The following is a 17,794-nucleotide window of genomic DNA, read 5'->3' as shown; positions in this document are numbered from 1 at the left end:
CATGCCCCCCGGTCGGCGGCAAGATGGGCCAGCACCGGTGGAAGCCCCTTCGCGGGTGGTGGCGCGGCGGCAAGTGCGGTTTTCAGGGAGGACGCGTCTCGTGAGCAGCAGGCCATCCCGAGGCGCTGCTCGCCTCGCGGCAATACTCGACGCGCTCCCCGACGCCCTGCTCCTGGTGAACGCCAACGGGACCGTCGTCAACGCCAATTCCATCGCCCTGGAGACCTTCGAGTCGCCGGGCACCGCCCTCGTGGGCCGCGGGCTACTCGACCTCCTGCCGGCGTTCGACGCGCGTCGCATCCCTGGTTCGATGCGCCGCCCCGACGACGACGTGGGCCGCACCAAGCCGACCCGGATGATCGCCCGGCGGACCGACGGCAGTGAAATTCCGGTGGAGGTCACGAGCGCGAACCTCGACGACGCCCGCACACCCTTCGCCGAGACCTACAGCTACACCGGCGACGAGCTGCTGATGCTGGTCGTCCGGGACCTCACCGGGACGCTGGACACCGAGACCGAACTCGCCCGCCAGCAGCGCCAGACCGAGATGATCCTGCGCGCCGCCAGCGAGGGCGTGATCGGCGTCGACACCGACGGCAAGATCGTCCTGGTCAACCCCTCGGCCGCGCAGATCCTGGGCTTCCGGGCCACCGACCTCGGCGGGCAGGAGCTGCACCCTCTGGTGCACCACTCCCGTCCGGACGGAAGCCCGCTCCCGGCCGAGGAGACGCCGCTCTCCGAGACGCTGCGCTCCGGGCTGAAGCACCGGGTCCGCGGCCAGGTGCTATGGCGCAAGGACGGGCGCTCGGTGCCGGTCGACCTGATCACGGCGCCGGTGCGGGAGGGTGAGCAGCTGGTCGGCGCGGTGATGACCTTCACCGACCGCACGCGCTTCGACGCGCTCGCCGCCCGCAACGCGCAACTGCAGTCGCTGCTCGGCGACGCCCTGCGCGGGCCCCTGGACGAACTGCGGGCCGAGCTCGCCGGGCTGGCCAACGACCCGGCCGGGCAGCTGTGGCCGGAGGCCAACCAGATCCTGCACCACCTGACCGCGGGTTACGCGCGGATCACCACGCTCATCGACAGCGTCCTGTCCTTCCAGCGGCTCGACCGCGGCGAGGAGAAGCTGCAGCGCGAGACGACCTCGATGGACAAGGTCGTGGCGTCCGGTGTCGAGGCCGCGGTCGAGCTGATCGGTCCCGGGCGGGCCCAGTACGCGGTGCACGCCCCGCCGATCGAGGCGACGGTGGACGCCGATCGGATGTCCCAGGCGCTGTCCCACCTGATCGCGGACGTGGCGGGCGTCGACGCGGCCGGCAACATGCCGGTCGTGGTCGGCGGCGTCGATTCCACGATCGTGGTGGCGGCGGCGCAGCGCGGCGACTCCGTCCGCATCGAGGTGCGCGGCCCGCACGCGGGCGACAACCCGGTGCACGTGCCGGTCGCGCGCGGCATCGTCGAGAAGCACGGCGGCGTGCTCCAGACGCACGAGGTGCCCGGCCAGGGCAGCGCCTACGTGATGGAGGTGCCGGTCGGCAAGGGCGGGGCGAAGACGGCGGTCAAGGAACCCCGGCGCGAGTCGGAGACGACCGTCATGCCGGTGCCGGCCGAGCCGGTGCGCGGTACCGGCCGCGCCGCTCTGCCGCAGGCGCCGTCGCCGGTGGCCGTGCCGGCCCCGCAGCCGCCGCAGCAGGCCGCACCGGTGGCGGCGGCGCCGGTCCCCGGTGCCGCGCTCGCGCTGCCCGCGGCGCCGACCACCGACGCACCGACCCCCACCGGGCGGCGCCGCGCCCTGCGGCGACCCGAGGAGCCGCAGCCCCAGGCGCAGCCCGCCCTCCCCCCGGCCCCCGTCGAGGCGGAGGAGCAGCCCACCGGCCGCAGGGCCCGCCGCGGCGGGCCGCAGGAGCCGCAGGCGGGGCTGGTGCCCGCGCTGCCGGAGGCGCCCGAGCAGAGCGCACCGGGCAACGGACGCCGTGCGCGCCGGACCACCGTCGCGGAGGCCCCGGCCGTACCGGAACTCCCCGCGCTGCCGGCCGCCTCCTCCGCCCCGGCCCCTTCCGTCCCCGCCACCCCGGCGACCGAGTGGCCGGAGGCCCAGGGTTCGGCCCGCCGGCCGCGCGGCATCGTGGAGAGCACCCCTCGCCCGTCGGCGATCGTCGACCCGCGACGGCTCCCGCCGCCCACCCCGGCGCCGCAGCCGGAACCACTGGCCATCGAGCCGCCGATGATCCCGGAGCAGACGCAGCGCAGCCCGGAACCGCAGCCCGTGGCACAGCACGTGGCGCAGCCCCAGCCGGTCGCGCCGCCGCAACCGCAACCGCAGCCCATGGTCCCGCCCCAGGCACTGCCGCCCGCACCGCCGCAGCCGCAGCCGCAGCCCGAGGCGCAGGCCCCGCAGAACGACGGCGGTACGCAGGGCCGGGCGATCAGCGTGCGGACCCTCGGGCAGGGCGTCGCCTTCGCCCAGCAGATCAACGAGCAGGTCGCCCAGCCGTCGAGCGGCTCCGGGCGGCGCCGCAAGCTGGCCACCCCCGCGGAGCCCGGGCCCGCGCAGCCCGCCGCGCCCATGGCCGTCAACGGCACGGAGACACCCGGCCGGGCGTACGCCATAGGCGCTCCCACGGAGGACACCGAGGGCCCCGAGCCGCTCGACGGTCCCAACGGCGCCGTCGACGTCACGGAGGAGAGCGGCCAGGAGCCCGGGACCGTCCTGGACGAGCCGCGCCGCCTGCTGGTCTGGCCGGAGCCGGACGTCGCCACCCGCCAGGCGCTGACCGACCGCGGCTACCGTCCGGTCGTCGTCCGCTCGCGCGAGGAGGTCGACGCGCAGGTCGCCGAGCCGCCCGCCGCGCTGTTCGTGGACCCGCTCACCGGGCCCATCACCCGGACCGCCCTGCAGTCGCTGCGTCAGGCGGCGGCGCAGGCCGAGGTGCCGGTGCTCGTCACGGCCGGCCTCGGCCAGGCGACCCGCGAGGCCGCGTACGGGGCCGACCCCGCCGTGCTCCTCAAGGCGCTGGCGCCGCGGGACAGCGAGCAGCACCCGCCGCGGGTGCTGCTGATCGAGGCCCACACCGCGATCGCGCAGGCCTTCACGGCGACGCTGGAGCGGCGCGGGATGCACGTCGCGCACGCCCAGTCAGAGGCGGACGCGATGACGCTCGCCGCGCAGGTGCACCCGAACCTCGTGGTGATGGACCTGATGCTCATCCGCCGCAGGCGGCAGGGGATCGTCGACTGGCTGCGCACGAACGGCCGGCTGGAGCGCACGCCGATGGTCGTCTACACGGCGGGCGACATCAACCCGGCGGAGCTGCCGCGGCTGGCGTCCGGCGAGACGGTGCTCTTCCTCGCGGAGCGCTCGACCAGCGCGGACGTCCAGGGACGCATCGTCGACATGCTCGGCAAGATCGGCTCCTGAGGGCCCACCGCACGACACAAGCCGGGCCCCGAAGGGGGGTCCCCCCGGGGCCCGGCCGCCACGTTCCGCGTGGTCAGACGAGCTTGGTGACGTCCAGCTCTCCCGCCGCGTACTGGCGGCGGATCACCTTCTTGTCGAACTTGCCGACCGAGGTCTTCGGCACCGACGGGATGACGGCCCAGCGCTCGGGCAGCTGCCAGCGGGCGACGCTCTCGCCGAGGAAGGTCCGCAGCTCCTCGTAGCCGACCGCGCTGCCGTCCTTGAGGACGACCGTGGCGAGCGGCCGTTCGCCCCAGCGCTCGTCGGGCACGGCCACCACCGCCGCCTCGGCGACGTCCGGGTGGGCCATGATGGCGTTCTCCAGCTCGACGGAGGAGATCCACTCACCGCCCGACTTGATGACGTCCTTGGCGCGGTCGGTCAGCGTCAGGTAGCCGTCCCGGGTGATGGTGCCGACGTCCCCGGTGCGCAGCCAGCCGTCGGGGCTGAACTTGTCCTCGGGGCGCAGCGCCTCGGCGTCGGCGCCGCCGTAGTAGGCCGCGGCGATCCACGGCCCGCGGACCTCCAGTTCGCCCGCGGACTCGCCGTCCCAGGGCAGCACCTCGCCGGACGGGCCGACCAGCCGGGCCTCCACGGACGCGGGGAAGCGGCCCTGGGTGATCCGGTACGGCCACTGCTCCTCCTCGGTGAGGCCGGCCGGCGGGTGGGCCATGGTGCCCAGCGGGGAGGTCTCGGTCATGCCCCAGGCGTGGAGGAGCCGGACGCCGAGCTTGTCGTACGCCTCCATCAGGGAGGGCGGGCAGGCGGAGCCGCCGATGGTGACGTGGCCCATGCTGCCGATGTCGCGCGGCTTGGCGGCGAGTTCGGCGAGCAGGCCCTGCCAGATGGTGGGGACGGCGGCTGCGTGCGTGGGACGCTCGGCCTCGATCATCTCGGCGAGCGGGCCGGGCTGCAGGAAGCGGTCGGGCATCAGCATGTTGATGCCGGTCATGAAGGTGGCGTGCGGCAGTCCCCAGGCGTTGACGTGGAACTGGGGCACGACGACCAGCGTGGTGTCGCTGTCGGTCAGGCCCATCGACTCGGCCATGTTGACCTGCAGGGAGTGCAGGTAGATCGAACGGTGCGAGAACAGCACGCCCTTGGGGTCGCCGGTGGTACCGGAGGTGTAGCACATGGCGGCCGCGGAGCGTTCGTCCAGCTCCGGCCAGTCGTAACGGTCCGGACGGCCGTCGATGAGGGACTCGTAGGCGTGCAGGGCGGGACGGCAGCCCTCCAGCGGCGAGGTGTCGCCGGGGCCGACGACCACGATGTGCTCGACGGACTCCATCGCCGGCAGCAGCGGCGCCAGCAGCGGGATGAGGGTGCCGTTCACCAGGATCACGCGGTCGGCCGCGTGGTTGGCGATGAAGACCAGCTGGTCGGCGGGGAGCCGGAGGTTGAGCGTGTGGAGGACCGCGCCCATGGAGGGGATCGCGAAGTACGCCTCCACGTGTTCCGCGTTGTTCCACATCAGCGTCGCGACACGGTCGTCCGGTTCGACGCCGAGCTCGTCGCGGAGCGCGTGCGCCAGCCGGGCGGCGCGAGCACCGATCTCGGCGAACGAGCGGCGCTTCGGCTCGCCTTCGCCGGTCCAGGTCGTGACCTGCGACCGGCCGTGCACCGTCGAGCCGTGGGTCAGGATCCGGGACACCAGCAGGGGAACGTCCTGCATTGTGCTCAGCACCGGGCGCCTCCTCGTTGAAGCGGCTACGCGTGGGTAGGTGGGTGCTGAGATTCTGCTGGCATACCGATCGGTATGTCACTACCCCAGGCGCAATTCGGGGTCTTCCCGGAGTTTGCCCAGGGCCCGGGAGACCGCGCTCTTGACCGTGCCCACCGAGACCCCGAGCGCCTCGGCGGTCTGCACCTCGCTCATGTCCTCGTAGTACCTGAGGACGACCATCGCCCGCTGGCGGACGGGCAGCCGGGCGATCGCGCGCAGCAGCGCGTCGCGCTGGGCCTGCTGCTCGGCCGCGTCGGGGCCCGCGACTGCGTGGCCGTACGGCTCGGGCAGTTCGTCGGTGGCGTACTCCTCGACCCGGCGTCTGCGCCACTGCGAGGTGCGGGTGTTGACCAGCGTGCGGCGCACGTAGCCGTCCAGCGCCCGGTGGTCGTCTATCCGGTCCCATGCCAGGTAGGTCTTGGTCAGCGCGGTCTGCAACAGGTCCTCGGCGTCGCAGGGGTTGGCGGTGAGCGAGCGCGCGGTCCGCAGCAGCGCCGGGCCCTTGGCCCGGACGTAGCGGGTGAACTGGGCCTGCGAGGCGCTTGTGCACACGGGCGTGGTCATGGCTCCACGCTAGGAGCCGGTCCGCGTACGGGGGATCCGCCGCAGGTGCCGAAGCGGGGTCACCCTGAAGTCGTAGGACGGGGGCCCGCCCCACCTCCGGAGGGCTGAGGCCGCACCCGCCGCCCCTACGGGTCACCCCGCAGGGACGGCGCCCTCACAGCCGCCCGCCGCGTCATCCGACGACGGCCACCGGCCCGTCCAGCCGGTTGCGGTCGATCGCCAGCCGCCGGCCGCCGTGCTTCTCGCGCACGCTGCCGGAGTACTGGTGGATGCGGCCGTGCGGATGCCAGGCGTCCCGGTCGAGCACCGGTTCGCTGCGTACCGCCGGTTTCCCCTGCCAGCGGGCGAACCAGACGGCGCGCGGCAGGTCGTCGTAGCCCTCCCGGCGGGCCCGCTCGATGTGCCGGATGCCCGACTCCGAACTGCTGTAGAGACCCGGCAGGTAGCCGGCCTCCTCGACCTCGCGGTCCCAGGCCCGGATGAAGTCGAGGGTCTGGTCGGCGCAGCGGGACCGCTTGGCGTTGTACGCCTCCATGTCGAGGTAGAGCGCGCTGCCCGGCTCGAAGCCGAGGGCGGCGGCCCTGCGCACGGCGTCCCAGCCCTCGCTCGCGCCCTGGCCCCAGGGGTCGTCGGTGCTGATCCGGTGGCTGCGCAGGTGTCCGCCGCGCACGCAGGGCGACTGCGAGCCCACGTAGATCGGCAGGATGCGCCAGCCCATCCGGTGCACCGAGCGCACCCAGTGGCGGTTGAGGTGGCGCTGGGTGCTGCACGCGCGGGCGCGGCCGCCGTAGTAGACGCCGACGGCGCGGTACTTGGAGCGCAGCCAGGCGCGCATCGTGGACAGCGGAGGCGTGCGGCAGGTGTCGAAGCCGTAGCCGCGGTAGACCCGGGTCGGACCTCCCCCGGAGGGGGCGCGCTGGTCGCCGCCGAGGCCGTAGGGGAGGTCGAGGCCGTCGAGGAGGCCGGTGTCGGCGAAGCCGTACGGACCGTCGTCGCCGCCGTCGCCGGGCGCCCGGGCCGGCCGGTACGCCCGGGCCGGGGCCGGCGTGGAAGCCGTCACCGAGGCGGGCTCGGCGACCGGCCCCGCGGGACGCGGCACGACGGCCTCGGCAGCGGTGGGCCCGGCCAGGAGGCAGGCAAGCACCATCGCCACGATCGCCCCGTGTCGGATGATCGGCTTGTGTTCGCGCATGGGTCGAGTGAACGCGTTCGGCTACCCGCCGCCGGGGGAGCCACGCCCCGCTGTCAGCCGTACGCAGCAACACCCGGCCCCGGATGGGCCGCCGGGCGCCGGGACCCGCTCGGTCCGCCGCGCCGAGCAGCGGTCCGGAGGTCGGCACCCCCGCACCGGCCGTGACGAGGACGTGGGCCGCGCCGGGGACCTGGTTGACGCCGGTGCCGCGCAACTGCCGCACCGCCTCCGCGATGCCGTGCATCCCGTGCGGGTACGCCTCGCCGCGCTGGCCGCCATGGGTGTTGGCGGGCAGCCTCCCGCCCGGCTCCACACCGCCGTCGGCGGCGAAGGCGGCCGTGGGAGTACGCGGCCGGGTTGGTCGCGGCGTGCCGGCGCCCGGCGACGGCGACATGGCCGAAAACCTCCGGTTCAAGCCCGTACGCATCTTCGGCCAGTTCGACCAGGGCGACCGCGTACGGGGGGTCGAAGGCGGGGAACGGCGGGTGGTGCACGACGACCCGGCTGAAGACGGTGCCGCGCCCGCAGGCCGGTAGCGTGTCCCAGGCGTCGGAGCCGCAGCTGTGGCAGCCGGGGAGCCACGGCAGCCTCAGGGTGCCGCAGGAGGAGCAGCGTTGGATGAGCAACTCGTTCCGCTCGACGCGTTCCCAGTACCCGGCGTTCTCGCGGTTGACGACCGGACAGGGCCGTCGCGGCCGCTCGCCCGGCGCCCGCGCGGGGGCGTACTCGAGGATGCGGAAGCGGTGGCGGCCGGCGAGTTCGCCGTCCGCGCGGACGTCCATCCGCGTGGTGACGAAGTGGCCGCCGCCGAGCCGGGTGGTCTTGCGCGGCGACACGGATGCGATCACCGCGTCGAAGGTGATCCGCTCACCGGGGCGCAGCGGCCGCAGGCACTCCTGCTCGCGGTCGGTGGCGACGACCGCGGTTCAGCCGGTCCCGTCGAGCAGCGCGAGGAGTTCGTCGTAGGCGCCGGCCCGGGAGCCACCCCCGGCGGTGCCCGGGTGGCCGGCGAGCCCGCGCATGGCCCACACCTGGAGCATGGGGGCCGGTGCCGTGCCGTCCGGCGGGACGGGGTGGCCCAGCGCCTCGCACCAGTGCCTGATCATGGGCGTGTTGACGGGGTCCCCGCCCTCGCCCGCGACGGCGGCGGGGCGTCCTTCGTACGCCGCCAGCCGCTCGCACAGGTCGTCGTCGGTGGTCACGGCCGCCATCACCGGGGCTCAAATTCTGACTGGTCGTCAGATTGGTGGCGGCGGCACCACCGTCAAGACGTCCGGACCGGAGGAAGTTGTCCACAGGCTGTGGACGACGCCCGACGCGACTGCGCGACGGCAGTGAGGCTGCCGTCGCGCAGTCGACCCCTTCAGCCCCCCGGCCCGCCACCCCGGCGGCGGGCCGGCCCGCTCACCACATGGGCCCGAAGTGGATGTTCAGCGTGGGCTGGTTGATGGTGGTGAAGGCCGAACCGACCACGCTGGCCGTGCTGTTCTGGTTGGAGGCCCCCGCCCCGGTCGCCGCCTGCTGCGTGGTCGTCACCGTCCCGAAGTTGTCGCGGCCCACGTTGCCGCCGCTGTTGCTCACCACGGTCGCGTTGGAGGTGCCACCCGCCACGGCGCCGTTGTCGGCCACCGCCGTGCCGGCGAACAGCGCCGCCGCCAGCGGCAGTGCGGCCAGGGCGGCCATGACTCGGGCGGTACGGATGCTTCCCATGTGTTTCCCTCCGAGGAGTGGATACGAGGTGCGCGGCGCGGCCGGCCGACCGCTCCGCCGGCTCTGCGACGTCGCCGCAACCAGAGTTGCCCAGCACCGCGGCGGACAAGCCGGACCTTGATCTCTTTCGCTCGCAAGCGTGACGATCTGTCGACAAACCTCTACAACCACCACAAGCGACCCGACCGCCCCCGCCCGGCCGGAACGACCCGGGCCCCCTGGGCGCGGAATCGTTCCGGCACGGCTTTCGGCCAATCCCGGCGCCCGCCCTCCCCGGACCGGACCCGCCCGGGTGGCCACCGTGCTGCCGTTCGAGCGGATGCCGCCCCCCAGTGGTGCGTGGCGCACCGGAAGGCAGCCGTCCGCTTCCTACGCTCCGGCTGACGGACCGCGCCGCCCGTCGCGTCCCGCGCCCGGACGTCCCCGCCCGGCCGCACCGCTTCCCTGGGGAGAGATGTGACCCGGTCCCGTACCCGACCCCCACTGGCCCGGCTGGTCGCCCTGCTGCTCCTGTCCGCCGCCTGGCTCGCCGGCTGCGCGGGCCACACCGCATCCGGGCACCACCACGCCACGCCGCCGCCCGCCCCGCAGGACCGGCAGGCACCCCCGGCGGCTCCCGGCCCACGGCTGCAGGACCCCCCGGAACTGGTCAGCCGCGACGGCGTCCTCAAGGCCGCCATCGTGGTCGAACGCCGCAAGGTGCAGGTCGGCGGCCACCGGCTGTACGCCCTCACCTACAACGGGAGGTACATGCCGCCGACGCTGCGCGTCCGGCCCGGCGACCGCATCGACCTCACCATGACCAACCGGGTGCGGGAGGACACCAACGTCCATGTGCACGGGCTCCACGTGTCCCCGCGCAGCCCCGCCGACGACATCTTCGTCGCCATCAAGTACGGCAGGAGCCACCACTACACCTACCGGCTGCCGCGCACCGTCACGCCCGGCACCTACTGGTACCACTCGCACGCCGACATGATGTCCGCCGCCCAGGTCGCGGGCGGGGAGTCGGGCGTCATCGTGGTGGACGGCCTGCGGCGGTACCTGCCCCCGGCCCTGCGCGGGATCACCGAACACGTCGTCGCGCTCAAGGACTTCCAGATCCACGGGGACGCGATCAGGACCCACGGGCTGAAGATCGGGGCGCGCACCAACCGCACCGTCAACGGGCAGCAGAACCCGGTGATCTCCCTGCGGCCCGGCGAGACCCAGCTGTGGCGGCTGGCCAACATCGGCGCCAACATCTACTACCGGCTGCACCTGAAGGGCGGCCGCTTCCACGTGATCGCCCAGGACGGTTACCCGGTCCGGCGGGTCTACGCGGCGGACACGCTGGTCATCGCCGCGGGCGCGCGCTTCGACGTCCTGGTGCAGGCGGCCGGCCGGCCCGGCACCACCACCCTGGAGACCCTCGCCTACGACACCGGCAAGGCCGGCAACCGGTTCCCCCGTACCGACCTGGCCACCGTCGTGACCGGCGGCACCCCGGTGTCCCCGGCGCGCATCCCGGCGGACTTCGCGCCCAACGAGGACCTGGCGCACGCCGTGATCGCGGACCGCAAGACGGTGGTGTTCACCGAGAACGCGGCGGGCGACGTGTTCTACGTCAACGGCCGCACCTACGCGCCGGACCGGGTGGATTTCACCTCCGTCCTCGGCACCGTCGAGGAGTGGACCGTCCGCAACGACTCCGACGAGGAGCACTCCTTCCACGTCCACACCAACCAGTTCCAGCTGATGAGCACCGACGGGAAGGCGAGCGACCCGGACCACCGCTGGTTCGACACGGTCAACGTGCCCGCCCGCGGCAACGTCGTCATCCGCGTCCCCTTCACCGACTTCACCGGACGGACGGTGCTGCACTGCCACATCCTCAACCACGAGGACATGGGGATGATGGCGATCCTCGACATCGTCCCGCCCCGCGACCGCGGCAAGTGAGCGAGTGAGCGTGCGGGAGGGGGCGGGACGACCGCGCCCTCCCGCGCACGGTCAGCGCGCGCCGAAGCGCCGCGCCGCCGCCATGACCGCCTCCCCCATGGCGGGGCTTCCCGTGTGACCGGAGTCGTCGATCACCTGGAGCTCCGCCCCGGGCCACGCCTTCGCCAGCTCCCACGCGGTCGTCAGCGGACTGCCCAGGTCCAGCCGCCCGTGGATCAGCACCCCCGGGATGCCCGCGAGGCGGTGCGCGTCCCGCAGCAGCTGTCCCTCCTCCAGCCAGGCGCCGTTGGCGAAGTAGTGCGCGCAGATCCGCACGAAGGCGACCAGGTCGTCGTCCGGCCGGTCGCCGTAGGCCCCCGGCTTGCCGTTGGTCTCGTGGGCGATGACCGCGTCCTCCCAGGTGATCCAGTCGCGTACGGCCTGCTCCCGCACCGCGGGGTCCGGGCTGCCGAGCAGCCGGTCGTACGCGGCCGGGAGGTTCCCGTCCCGTTCCCCGGGCGGCACCCCGTCCCGGAACGCCTCCCACGGGCCCGGCACCAGCCGGGCCACGCCCCGGTAGAGCCAGTCGATCTCCTCCCGCCGGGTCGTGGTGACCCCGACGATCACGATCTCCGACACCCGCTCCGGGTACCGCTGCGCGTACGCCAGGATCAGCGTCGAGCCCCACGAGCCGCCGTACAGCATCCACCGCTCGACACCGAGGTGCTCACGCAGCCGCTCCATGTCGGCGATCAGGTGCTCGGTGGTGTTGTGCTCGAGCGAGACCGCCGGGTCCGAGGCGTGCGGCAGGCTCTGCCCGGACCCCCGCTGGTCGAAGAGCACGATCCGGTAGACCTGCGGATCGAAGGTCTTCCTGCTGCCCCTCTTGCCCCCGGAACCCGGGCCCCCGTGCACGCACAGGACCGGTTTGCCCTCCGGGTTGCCACTGGTCTCCCAGTGGACGCGCTGCCCGTCCCCGACGTCGAGCAGCCCCGACGCGTACGGCTCGATCGGCGGAAATCCCGCTGCTGCCATGACGATCCCCTCCTTTGCACCGGCGAACGACCCCCGCGAGGCTAGCCGTTCACGCGCCGCGCCGTGGGACCCGCGTCACTCGGGGCCCGAGCGGGGCCGGGGGAAGGGCCCGGGCTCCTCAGGGCCGTCCTCCTCGCCCTGGGCGGAGGGACGGTGGCGGTCCAGTGCCGGCAGGTCGGGCACCAGGTGGGCGTGGGCCCGGCAGACGGCCGCGGTCTCGGCGATCGACACCAGCGGGGTACGGATGTGGGACCAGCCGCCCGAGGCGTCGCCCGCCACCGCGACGCCCACCCGGTCCCGTGCGATGGCGGTCGCGGCGGTCGTCGCCTCGGACGAGATGTCGCCCAGACCCACCTCTGCGGTCTGCTTGCTGACGCGGTGCACGACGCGCCCGGAGAGCTGGGACCGGAGCGTGGCGGCGCCCTTGCCGAGCTCGACCCCGAAGCGCTGCCCGCAGATCTCCAGGTAGATGCCGACCGCACGGGCCCGCTGGGCCAGCCGGATCAGGTTCGCCACCATCCGGTCCCGGCGTTCCTCGTCCTTCTTCGTCGTGCTGAGGAAGAGTTCGGCGATCTCGTCGACCAGCACCACGACGGGCACCGGCCGCACGTACGCGGGCAGCCCCCAGATGTCGGAGGCCACCTCCTCGTCCGGGCTGTCCAGCGCCGTGCGCTGGCACTCCTTGAGCAGTGCGAAGCGGTGCTCCATCTCCCCCACCAGCGTGTCCAGCAGCTCCGCCGCCTGCTCCCGGTCGGTCGCCAGGGCCGACAGCCGGGCCGCGTAGGGGATCTGCTCCACCCCGCCCTTGCAGTCGATCCCCACCAGGGCCACCGGCAGCCTGGCCAGGTTCATGATCAGGTTGCGCTGGTAGACCGACTTGCCCGACTGGTTCGCCCCGAGGGTGAGCGCGTGCGGGATCTCCCGGTAGTTGCGCACGAACGCCGTCCCGTCGTCCCGCAGCGCCACCGGCACCACCATCGGCCCGGACGGCAGGCGGCGCGGCATCCGCACGTCGCGGAGCACGTCGTAGCAGGTCATCCGCAACTCCACCACCCCGGGCCCGAGCTCGACCACGTGCACCGCGTGCACGCCCCACGCGTGGCGCAGCCGGCTGGACGCGGCGGCCACGTCGGCCGGCTCCAGCCCGCCCGGCAGCCGCAGCCGCACCCGCAGGCCGGTCATCGAGCCGCCCAGCCGGCGGATCCTCGGCGGCACCGGCCGCGCCTCCCGGCGCCCCACCGCCCACCCCGCCAGCGCCCGTGCCCGCGACGGCGGTACGGCCAGGCCGCAGGCCGCCATCGTGGAACCGTAGGTCGACAGGAACCGCCCCCAGGCCAGCGGCAGCCCGAACAGCAGCCAGAACGCGACCGGGAACCGTTGACGGCCGTAGGCCAGGCCACCGGCCGCGGCCAGCAGCAGACCCAGGAGCGCGACACCCGTCATGGTGATCAGCCCTTGCCGTTCGGGACGACGGCCGGCACCGGCACAGCGACCGCCCGCGGGCGCGCGGGCAGATCCCATGACCGGTTTGACCGTTAAGCGTATTCTTCCAGCCGCGCCCCTCCCGCCCGGTCACCGACACCGGGGTTCCACCCGTTGCACCACGGGTGCGGCGAGGCGGCCTCACGATCGGGCTCCGGCTCGAAGAGCGGCTCATCGGGGCGGGCCGGGCCAGCCGCCACCACACCCGTCAGGTTCGCCCGCGCCACGCGCGACCGACGGTTCCACCTGCCGGTCACTGGGCGTCGACGTGCCGCACCTGCGGTCGACGGCGGTCCCGCAGGGCGGTGTGGAGCTCGTGGCCGAAGTACAGCAGGGCAAGCGCGCTCAAGACGATGAGCGCGGGCGCGATGTGTTCGGGGCGCGCCCTCTGCACCATCCGTCCCGCCCGGGTCCACGCGCGAGGCTGGGCGTCGTACTCCATCGTGACCAGCCACCACACGGCCGACACCATGCAGGTCAGAAAGAGCAACAACCCGGACCAGTGGGCGACCCACCACCGCGTCGTGCGCGTGCCGGCCAAAATGCCACCGTTTCCTCGACGAACAAACCGAGCCGGGCGATCCTATGTTCGATGAGCGCCTTGTGTGAAGATCGGGAACATCACCAGGTGTGAGCCCGTGTTCCGTGCCCCGACCGCGGCCGGTGAAGACCGGAAGGCCAGGGGAGCAGGGTGCCGTCGCGCAGGAAGAAGGGGCGCCCCCGTGTCTTGGGGCACCCCTTCCGTTCAACGCCTCGGATGTGAACCCACGGCGACATCACTGCGATGACTGACGGTTCTCCATACCTTCCCCCAGGGTGTAGGCGACCGATAAAGCCGCTGCTCGTCACGCCCGGTCCCCGCCCCTATTCCTGATGCGTGTGTCACACCGGCCCCGTAGAGTCCGCCTGTTCACTGGGGAGGGATGGGAGTCCGATGAAGATCGGCAGAATGGTCCGGGCCGCCGTCGCGGCAGGTCTCGTGGGAGCCTTCGCGGGGTGCGCCCCGGGCGCGCCCGGGGCGGGGGACGCCGGGCTGGCGGCGCGGACCGAGACGAACCGCTACGCGTCCGCCGAGCGGCTGCCGGAACGGTCGGCCCCCGACGGCACGACGATCGTGGTCGGCAATCCCGCGGCCCGTTCGACGGTGCACGTGTACGAGGACCCACGCTGCCCCGTCGTCGAGGAGTACGAGCGGACGGGCGCCGGAGCACTCCAGGAGCTGCTGCTCACGGGGGAGATCAGGGCCGAGTACACCTTCGCCTCCTTCAAGGACGACCGGCTCGGCGGCGACGGCTCGAAGCGGGCCGTGAACGCGCTGCGCGCCGCGCTGGATAAGGGGAAGTTCGTCGAGTACCACGCGGTGCTCTTCGAGAACCAGACCGTCGTCGAGAGCAGCGGCGGGTTCACCACCGAACGCCTCCTGAAGCTTGCCGAGAAGGTTCCGGGGCTCCGCGACGCGGCATTCGACCTGGCTGTCAGGACGATGAAGCACGATTCGTTCGTCACCGCCTCCCAGCAGGCCTACCAGCAGACCGGCGACGATCCGATCGGCCCCGGCACACCCACCGTCGTCGTCAACGGCCATACCATCGACGGCGGTCTGTACGGTGCCAACTTCGACGCGAAGGTGTTCCGCCTCCTGGTGTCGGACCTTCACGAGCGCCCCGGTGCGTGGGACGCGGTCTACAAGCCTCTCAAGGAGGAGATGGAGGCCGAGGCCGCCGAGTCCTGAACGGACGGAGGCAGCCGCTGTCCTGCCGCGGGCATCTGCTCGCCATCGCCGAGCGGCCGGCGATTCAAGCCGGCTAGACGACGAAGAAGGGGCGCCCCCGTGTCTTGGGGCACCCCTTCTGTCCAGCGCCTTCGCCGGCCTGTTGCGGAGAGTGTGGGATTTGAACCCACGGTGACATCGCTGCCACGACGGTTTTCAAGACCGTTCCCTTAGGCCGCTCGGGCAACTCTCCCCGCGCCGCGGGGTCCGGGTGATGGGCCGGGCGGCGCGGGGGACAGCCTAACGGGTCGGCTCAGCTGGTGCTGTCGCCCTTGCGTTCGCCGAGGGTGACGGTGGCCGTGCGGGTCTGGCCGCCGCGGGTGTACGTGAGGTCGACCTTCTCGCCGGGCTGGTGCTGCCAGATCTCGCCGATGAGGGTGGGGCTGGAGTCGACCACCGTGTCGTCGAACTTGGTGATGACGTCGCCGGCGCGCAGGCCCGCCTGGTCGGCGGGGCCGCCCGCGGTGACGGCGTCGGCGCCGGTGGCGATCTTGGCGCCCTCGCCGTTGTAGCTGGAGTCCACGTGGACGCCGATGACGGCGTAGACGGGCTCGCCGGTCTTGATCAGGCCCTCGGCGACGCGGCGGGCCTGGTCGATGGGGATGGCGAAGCCCAGGCCCACGCTGCCGGACTGGGCGGCACCGTCGTTGCCGCCGGTGGACTGGATGGCGGAGTTGATGCCGATGACCGCGCCCTCGGAGTTGAGGAGGGGCCCGCCGGAGTTGCCGGGGTTGATCGAGGCGTCGGTCTGTATGGCGCTCATGTAGGAGGCGTTGGAACCCTCGCCGTCGCTGGAGGCGATGGGACGGTGCAGCGCGCTGACGATGCCGGTGGTGACGGTGCCGGAGAGCCCGAAGGGGGCGCCGATGGCGATGGTGGAGTCGCCGACGGCCACCTTGTCGGAGTCGCCGAGGGCGAGCGGGGTGAGCTTGTCGGGGGTGACCCCCTTGAGCTTGATGACGGCGACGTCGTAACCCTGGGCGCGGCCGACGACCTCGGCCTCGTACTTCTTGCCGTCGGAGAACGTGGCCGTGAGCTTGCCGCCGTCGGCGGCCGGGGCGACGACGTGGTTGTTGGTGAGGATGTGGCCTTCCTTGTCGTAGACGAAGCCGGTGCCGGTGCCGCTCTCCTGGCGGCCGGTGGCCTCGATCGTCACGACGCTGGGAAGGGCCTGCTTGGCGATGCCCGCGACCGAGTCGGCCGCGCGGCTGAGGTCCTTGGGGTTGCCGACCGAGGAGACGGTGGTCGAGGCGTTGTCGTTGCGGTCCGCGGCCCAGAAGCCGACGCCGCCGCCGACGCCGCCCGCGACGAGCGCGGCGACCAGCACGGCGGCGACCAGGCCGCCGGTGCCGCGCTTCTTGGGCGCCGGGGCGGCCGGCACCGGCGTGCCCCAGACCGGGCCCGCGGGACCGGACGGACCCATGGGGCCGAAGGGACCGGCGGGACCGGTGGGACCGCCGTACGGCTGGGTGGGCGGCGGCGCGACCGGCGGCAGGGGCGAGGTGTGCACCTCGGCGGGCGGCGCCGCGGGGGCGGCCGGGGGAACGGCCTCGGGCGCCTGGGACACCGGGGGCGCCGGGGACTGCGGCGCCGCGGGGGCCGGGGGAGCCTCCGCGGCCGCCGCGGGGGCGGCCGGGCCCGGGGACGACGCCTGCGCCTGGGCCGGGGGAGCGGCGGGCGCGGCGACGGGGGGCGCGGGAGGCGCAGCGGGAGCGGCGGACACAGTGTCAGCGGGCGGCTGCGTCGGCAGCGCCGCCGGGACCGGGCCGACCTCGTTCTCGGTGCTCACGGCTGTTCTCCTCGGATATGCGTTGTATGCCGTGCGTACGGTTACGGCTACGGTACGTACGACGACCGTCATGATGGACACAGCTTTTCCCACCGGGTGTCAGGCCGCCGTAAGCAGCGGCCGTTCCCGGCCCGGCGGATGGCACGATAGCCCGGTGACCGATCTCCGCGCGATCCAGGTCGTGGCTCACCGGGGAGCGTCCGAGGACGCCCCGGAGCACACGCTCGCCGCCTACCGGAAAGCCATCGAGGACGGCGCGGACGCCCTGGAGTGCGACGTACGCCTCACCGCCGACGGCACGCTGGTCTGCGTGCACGACCGCCGGGTGAACCGCACCTCCAACGGCCGCGGCGCGGTCTCCGCCCTGGAGCTGGCCGACCTCAGGACCCTGGACTTCGGCAGCTGGAAGGCGGAACCGGGAGCCGGACGCGCCGGCGGGGCGCGGCGGCGCCCGTCCGCGGAGCTGCGCTCCCTCCTCGACGCGGACGCCGAGGCCCCCGACCGCTTCGACGGCGACCCGGACGAGCTCAGCCGCGTCCTGACCCTGGAGCGGCTGCTGGAACTGGTCGCCGACACCGGCCGCCGGGTGGAGCTGGCGATCGAGACCAAGCACCCCACGCGCTGGGCGGGCCAGGTGGAGGAGCGCCTGGTGGAACTGCTGGACCGGTTCGGGATGCTGTGGCCCGAGCCGGGCGAGCCGTCCCGGGTCCGCGTCATGAGCTTCTCCTCGCGTTCGCTGCGCCGGATCCGGATGGCCTCGCGCGATCTGCCGACCGTGTTCCTGATGCAGTACGTCCTGCCCCGGCACCGCGACGGCCGGCTGCCGGCCGGGGTGGGGATCGCCGGCCCGGGCATCCGCATCCTGCGCGCCAACCCGGGGTACGTGGAGCGACTGCACGAGGCCGGGCACCGGGTGCACGTGTGGACGGTGAACGAACCCGAGGACGTCGAACTGTGCGTACGGCTGGGCGTCGACGCCGTCATCACCAACCGCCCGCGGCAGGTACTGGCCCAACTCGGGCGCTGCTGAAGGGAATAGGGGCGATCGCCCGTCCCGGGCGGTGTGCACCGGCGCGTTCGGAACCTGTCCGATCGTTGTGTGTGCCCCAAGAGATCGCAGTTGGCCGGTTTCCGGCCCAGAACCAGAGGGC

At 73.4% G+C, this 17,794-nt stretch carries 12 protein-coding genes, 1 tRNA gene and 2 pseudogenes; 4 read left to right on the top strand and 11 right to left on the bottom strand.

Features of this window, described 5'->3' with window-relative positions; all coding sequences use genetic code 11:
* Window positions 1–100 precede the first annotated feature (100 nt).
* Entirely contained in the window at window positions 101–3,418 is a 3,318-nt protein-coding gene (locus B085_RS0108970) for a PAS domain-containing protein (protein WP_026250821.1), read from the top strand.
* A gap of 73 nt (window positions 3,419–3,491) precedes the next feature.
* Here the strand turns inward: B085_RS0108970 and B085_RS0108965 are convergent, their stop codons facing one another.
* The 6 genes and pseudogenes from B085_RS0108965 to B085_RS0108935 form a co-directional block, all read right to left on the bottom strand.
* Window positions 3,492–5,141, bottom strand: coding sequence for a long-chain fatty acid--CoA ligase (locus B085_RS0108965; protein WP_026250820.1), 1,650 nt, complete (start codon window positions 5,139–5,141; stop codon window positions 3,492–3,494).
* 78 nt (window positions 5,142–5,219) lie between these two features.
* On the bottom strand, window positions 5,220–5,744 hold the full coding sequence (locus tag B085_RS0108960; RefSeq protein WP_018558238.1) for a SigE family RNA polymerase sigma factor: 525 nt from the start codon (window positions 5,742–5,744) through the stop codon (window positions 5,220–5,222).
* Window positions 5,745–5,916: 172 nt separating this feature from the next.
* A complete protein-coding gene (locus tag B085_RS41810; RefSeq protein ID WP_051102011.1) occupies window positions 5,917–6,936 on the bottom strand; it encodes a DUF1906 domain-containing protein in 1,020 nt (339 codons plus the stop codon).
* 118 nt (window positions 6,937–7,054) lie between these two features.
* Window positions 7,055–7,234 (bottom strand): annotated as a pseudogene (locus tag B085_RS50600) (thiolase C-terminal domain-containing protein); the annotation flags it as partial.
* A 130-nt stretch (window positions 7,235–7,364) separates the two neighbouring features.
* Window positions 7,365–8,147: pseudogene (locus B085_RS46720) on the bottom strand (Zn-ribbon domain-containing OB-fold protein); the annotation flags it as partial.
* Window positions 8,148–8,340: 193 nt separating this feature from the next.
* Window positions 8,341–8,646, bottom strand: a complete 306-nt coding sequence (locus tag B085_RS0108935; protein WP_026250819.1) for a hypothetical protein — start codon at window positions 8,644–8,646, stop codon at window positions 8,341–8,343.
* A 456-nt stretch (window positions 8,647–9,102) separates the two neighbouring features.
* Here B085_RS0108935 and B085_RS0108930 point away from each other — a divergent pair, with 456 nt between their 5' ends.
* On the top strand, window positions 9,103–10,587 hold the full coding sequence (locus tag B085_RS0108930; RefSeq protein WP_018558233.1) for a multicopper oxidase family protein: 1,485 nt from the start codon (window positions 9,103–9,105) through the stop codon (window positions 10,585–10,587).
* Window positions 10,588–10,638: 51 nt separating this feature from the next.
* Here B085_RS0108930 and pip read toward each other — a convergent pair whose 3' ends face one another.
* The 3 genes from pip to B085_RS0108915 form a co-directional block, all read right to left on the bottom strand.
* On the bottom strand, window positions 10,639–11,601 hold the full coding sequence (gene pip / locus B085_RS0108925; protein WP_018558232.1) for a prolyl aminopeptidase: 963 nt from the start codon (window positions 11,599–11,601) through the stop codon (window positions 10,639–10,641).
* 75 nt (window positions 11,602–11,676) lie between these two features.
* A complete protein-coding gene (locus B085_RS41800; protein WP_018558231.1) occupies window positions 11,677–13,044 on the bottom strand; it encodes an FtsK/SpoIIIE domain-containing protein in 1,368 nt (455 codons plus the stop codon).
* Window positions 13,045–13,336: 292 nt separating this feature from the next.
* Window positions 13,337–13,555 carry a hypothetical protein gene (locus B085_RS0108915; RefSeq protein WP_158689694.1) on the bottom strand — a complete coding sequence of 73 codons (219 nt, stop codon included), beginning with the start codon at window positions 13,553–13,555 and terminating at the stop codon, window positions 13,337–13,339.
* Between the two features lie 462 nt (window positions 13,556–14,017).
* Here B085_RS0108915 and B085_RS0108910 point away from each other — a divergent pair, with 462 nt between their 5' ends.
* Entirely contained in the window at window positions 14,018–14,815 is a 798-nt protein-coding gene (locus B085_RS0108910) for a DsbA family protein (RefSeq protein ID WP_018558229.1), read from the top strand.
* Window positions 14,816–14,960: 145 nt separating this feature from the next.
* Here the strand turns inward: B085_RS0108910 and B085_RS0108905 are convergent.
* Both B085_RS0108905 and B085_RS0108900 read right to left on the bottom strand, forming a co-directional pair.
* Window positions 14,961–15,047, bottom strand: a tRNA-Ser gene (locus tag B085_RS0108905).
* Window positions 15,048–15,107: 60 nt separating this feature from the next.
* Window positions 15,108–16,643, bottom strand: a complete 1,536-nt coding sequence (locus B085_RS0108900; RefSeq protein WP_018558228.1) for a S1C family serine protease — start codon at window positions 16,641–16,643, stop codon at window positions 15,108–15,110.
* A gap of 154 nt (window positions 16,644–16,797) precedes the next feature.
* Between B085_RS0108900 and B085_RS0108895 the strand changes: the two genes are divergently transcribed.
* The gene (locus B085_RS0108895; protein WP_018558227.1) at window positions 16,798–17,673 is read left to right on the top strand and encodes a glycerophosphodiester phosphodiesterase; all 876 of its coding nucleotides are present in this window, start codon (window positions 16,798–16,800) and stop codon (window positions 17,671–17,673) included.
* Window positions 17,674–17,794 lie beyond the last annotated feature (121 nt).

This window comes from Streptomyces sp. BoleA5 (genome assembly GCF_000373665.1).
Lineage (GTDB): Bacteria > Actinomycetota > Actinomycetes > Streptomycetales > Streptomycetaceae > Actinacidiphila.
Note: the sequence above shows the minus strand (reverse complement) of the source record. Positions and strands in the feature narration are given on the sequence as shown.

Coding starts and splice junctions, on each gene's coding strand:
- B085_RS41810 (WP_051102011.1), bottom strand. CDS start 6,936: ATGCGCGAACACAAGCCGATCATCCGACACGGGGCGATCGTGGCGATG.
- B085_RS0108915 (WP_158689694.1), bottom strand. CDS start 13,555: ATGGTGTCGGCCGTGTGGTGGCTGGTCACGATGGAGTACGACGCCCAG.
- B085_RS0108935 (WP_026250819.1), bottom strand. CDS start 8,646: ATGGGAAGCATCCGTACCGCCCGAGTCATGGCCGCCCTGGCCGCACTG.
- pip (WP_018558232.1), bottom strand. CDS start 11,601: ATGGCAGCAGCGGGATTTCCGCCGATCGAGCCGTACGCGTCGGGGCTG.
- B085_RS0108910 (WP_018558229.1), top strand. CDS start 14,018: ATGAAGATCGGCAGAATGGTCCGGGCCGCCGTCGCGGCAGGTCTCGTG.
- B085_RS0108960 (WP_018558238.1), bottom strand. CDS start 5,744: ATGACCACGCCCGTGTGCACAAGCGCCTCGCAGGCCCAGTTCACCCGC.
- B085_RS41800 (WP_018558231.1), bottom strand. CDS start 13,044: ATGACGGGTGTCGCGCTCCTGGGTCTGCTGCTGGCCGCGGCCGGTGGC.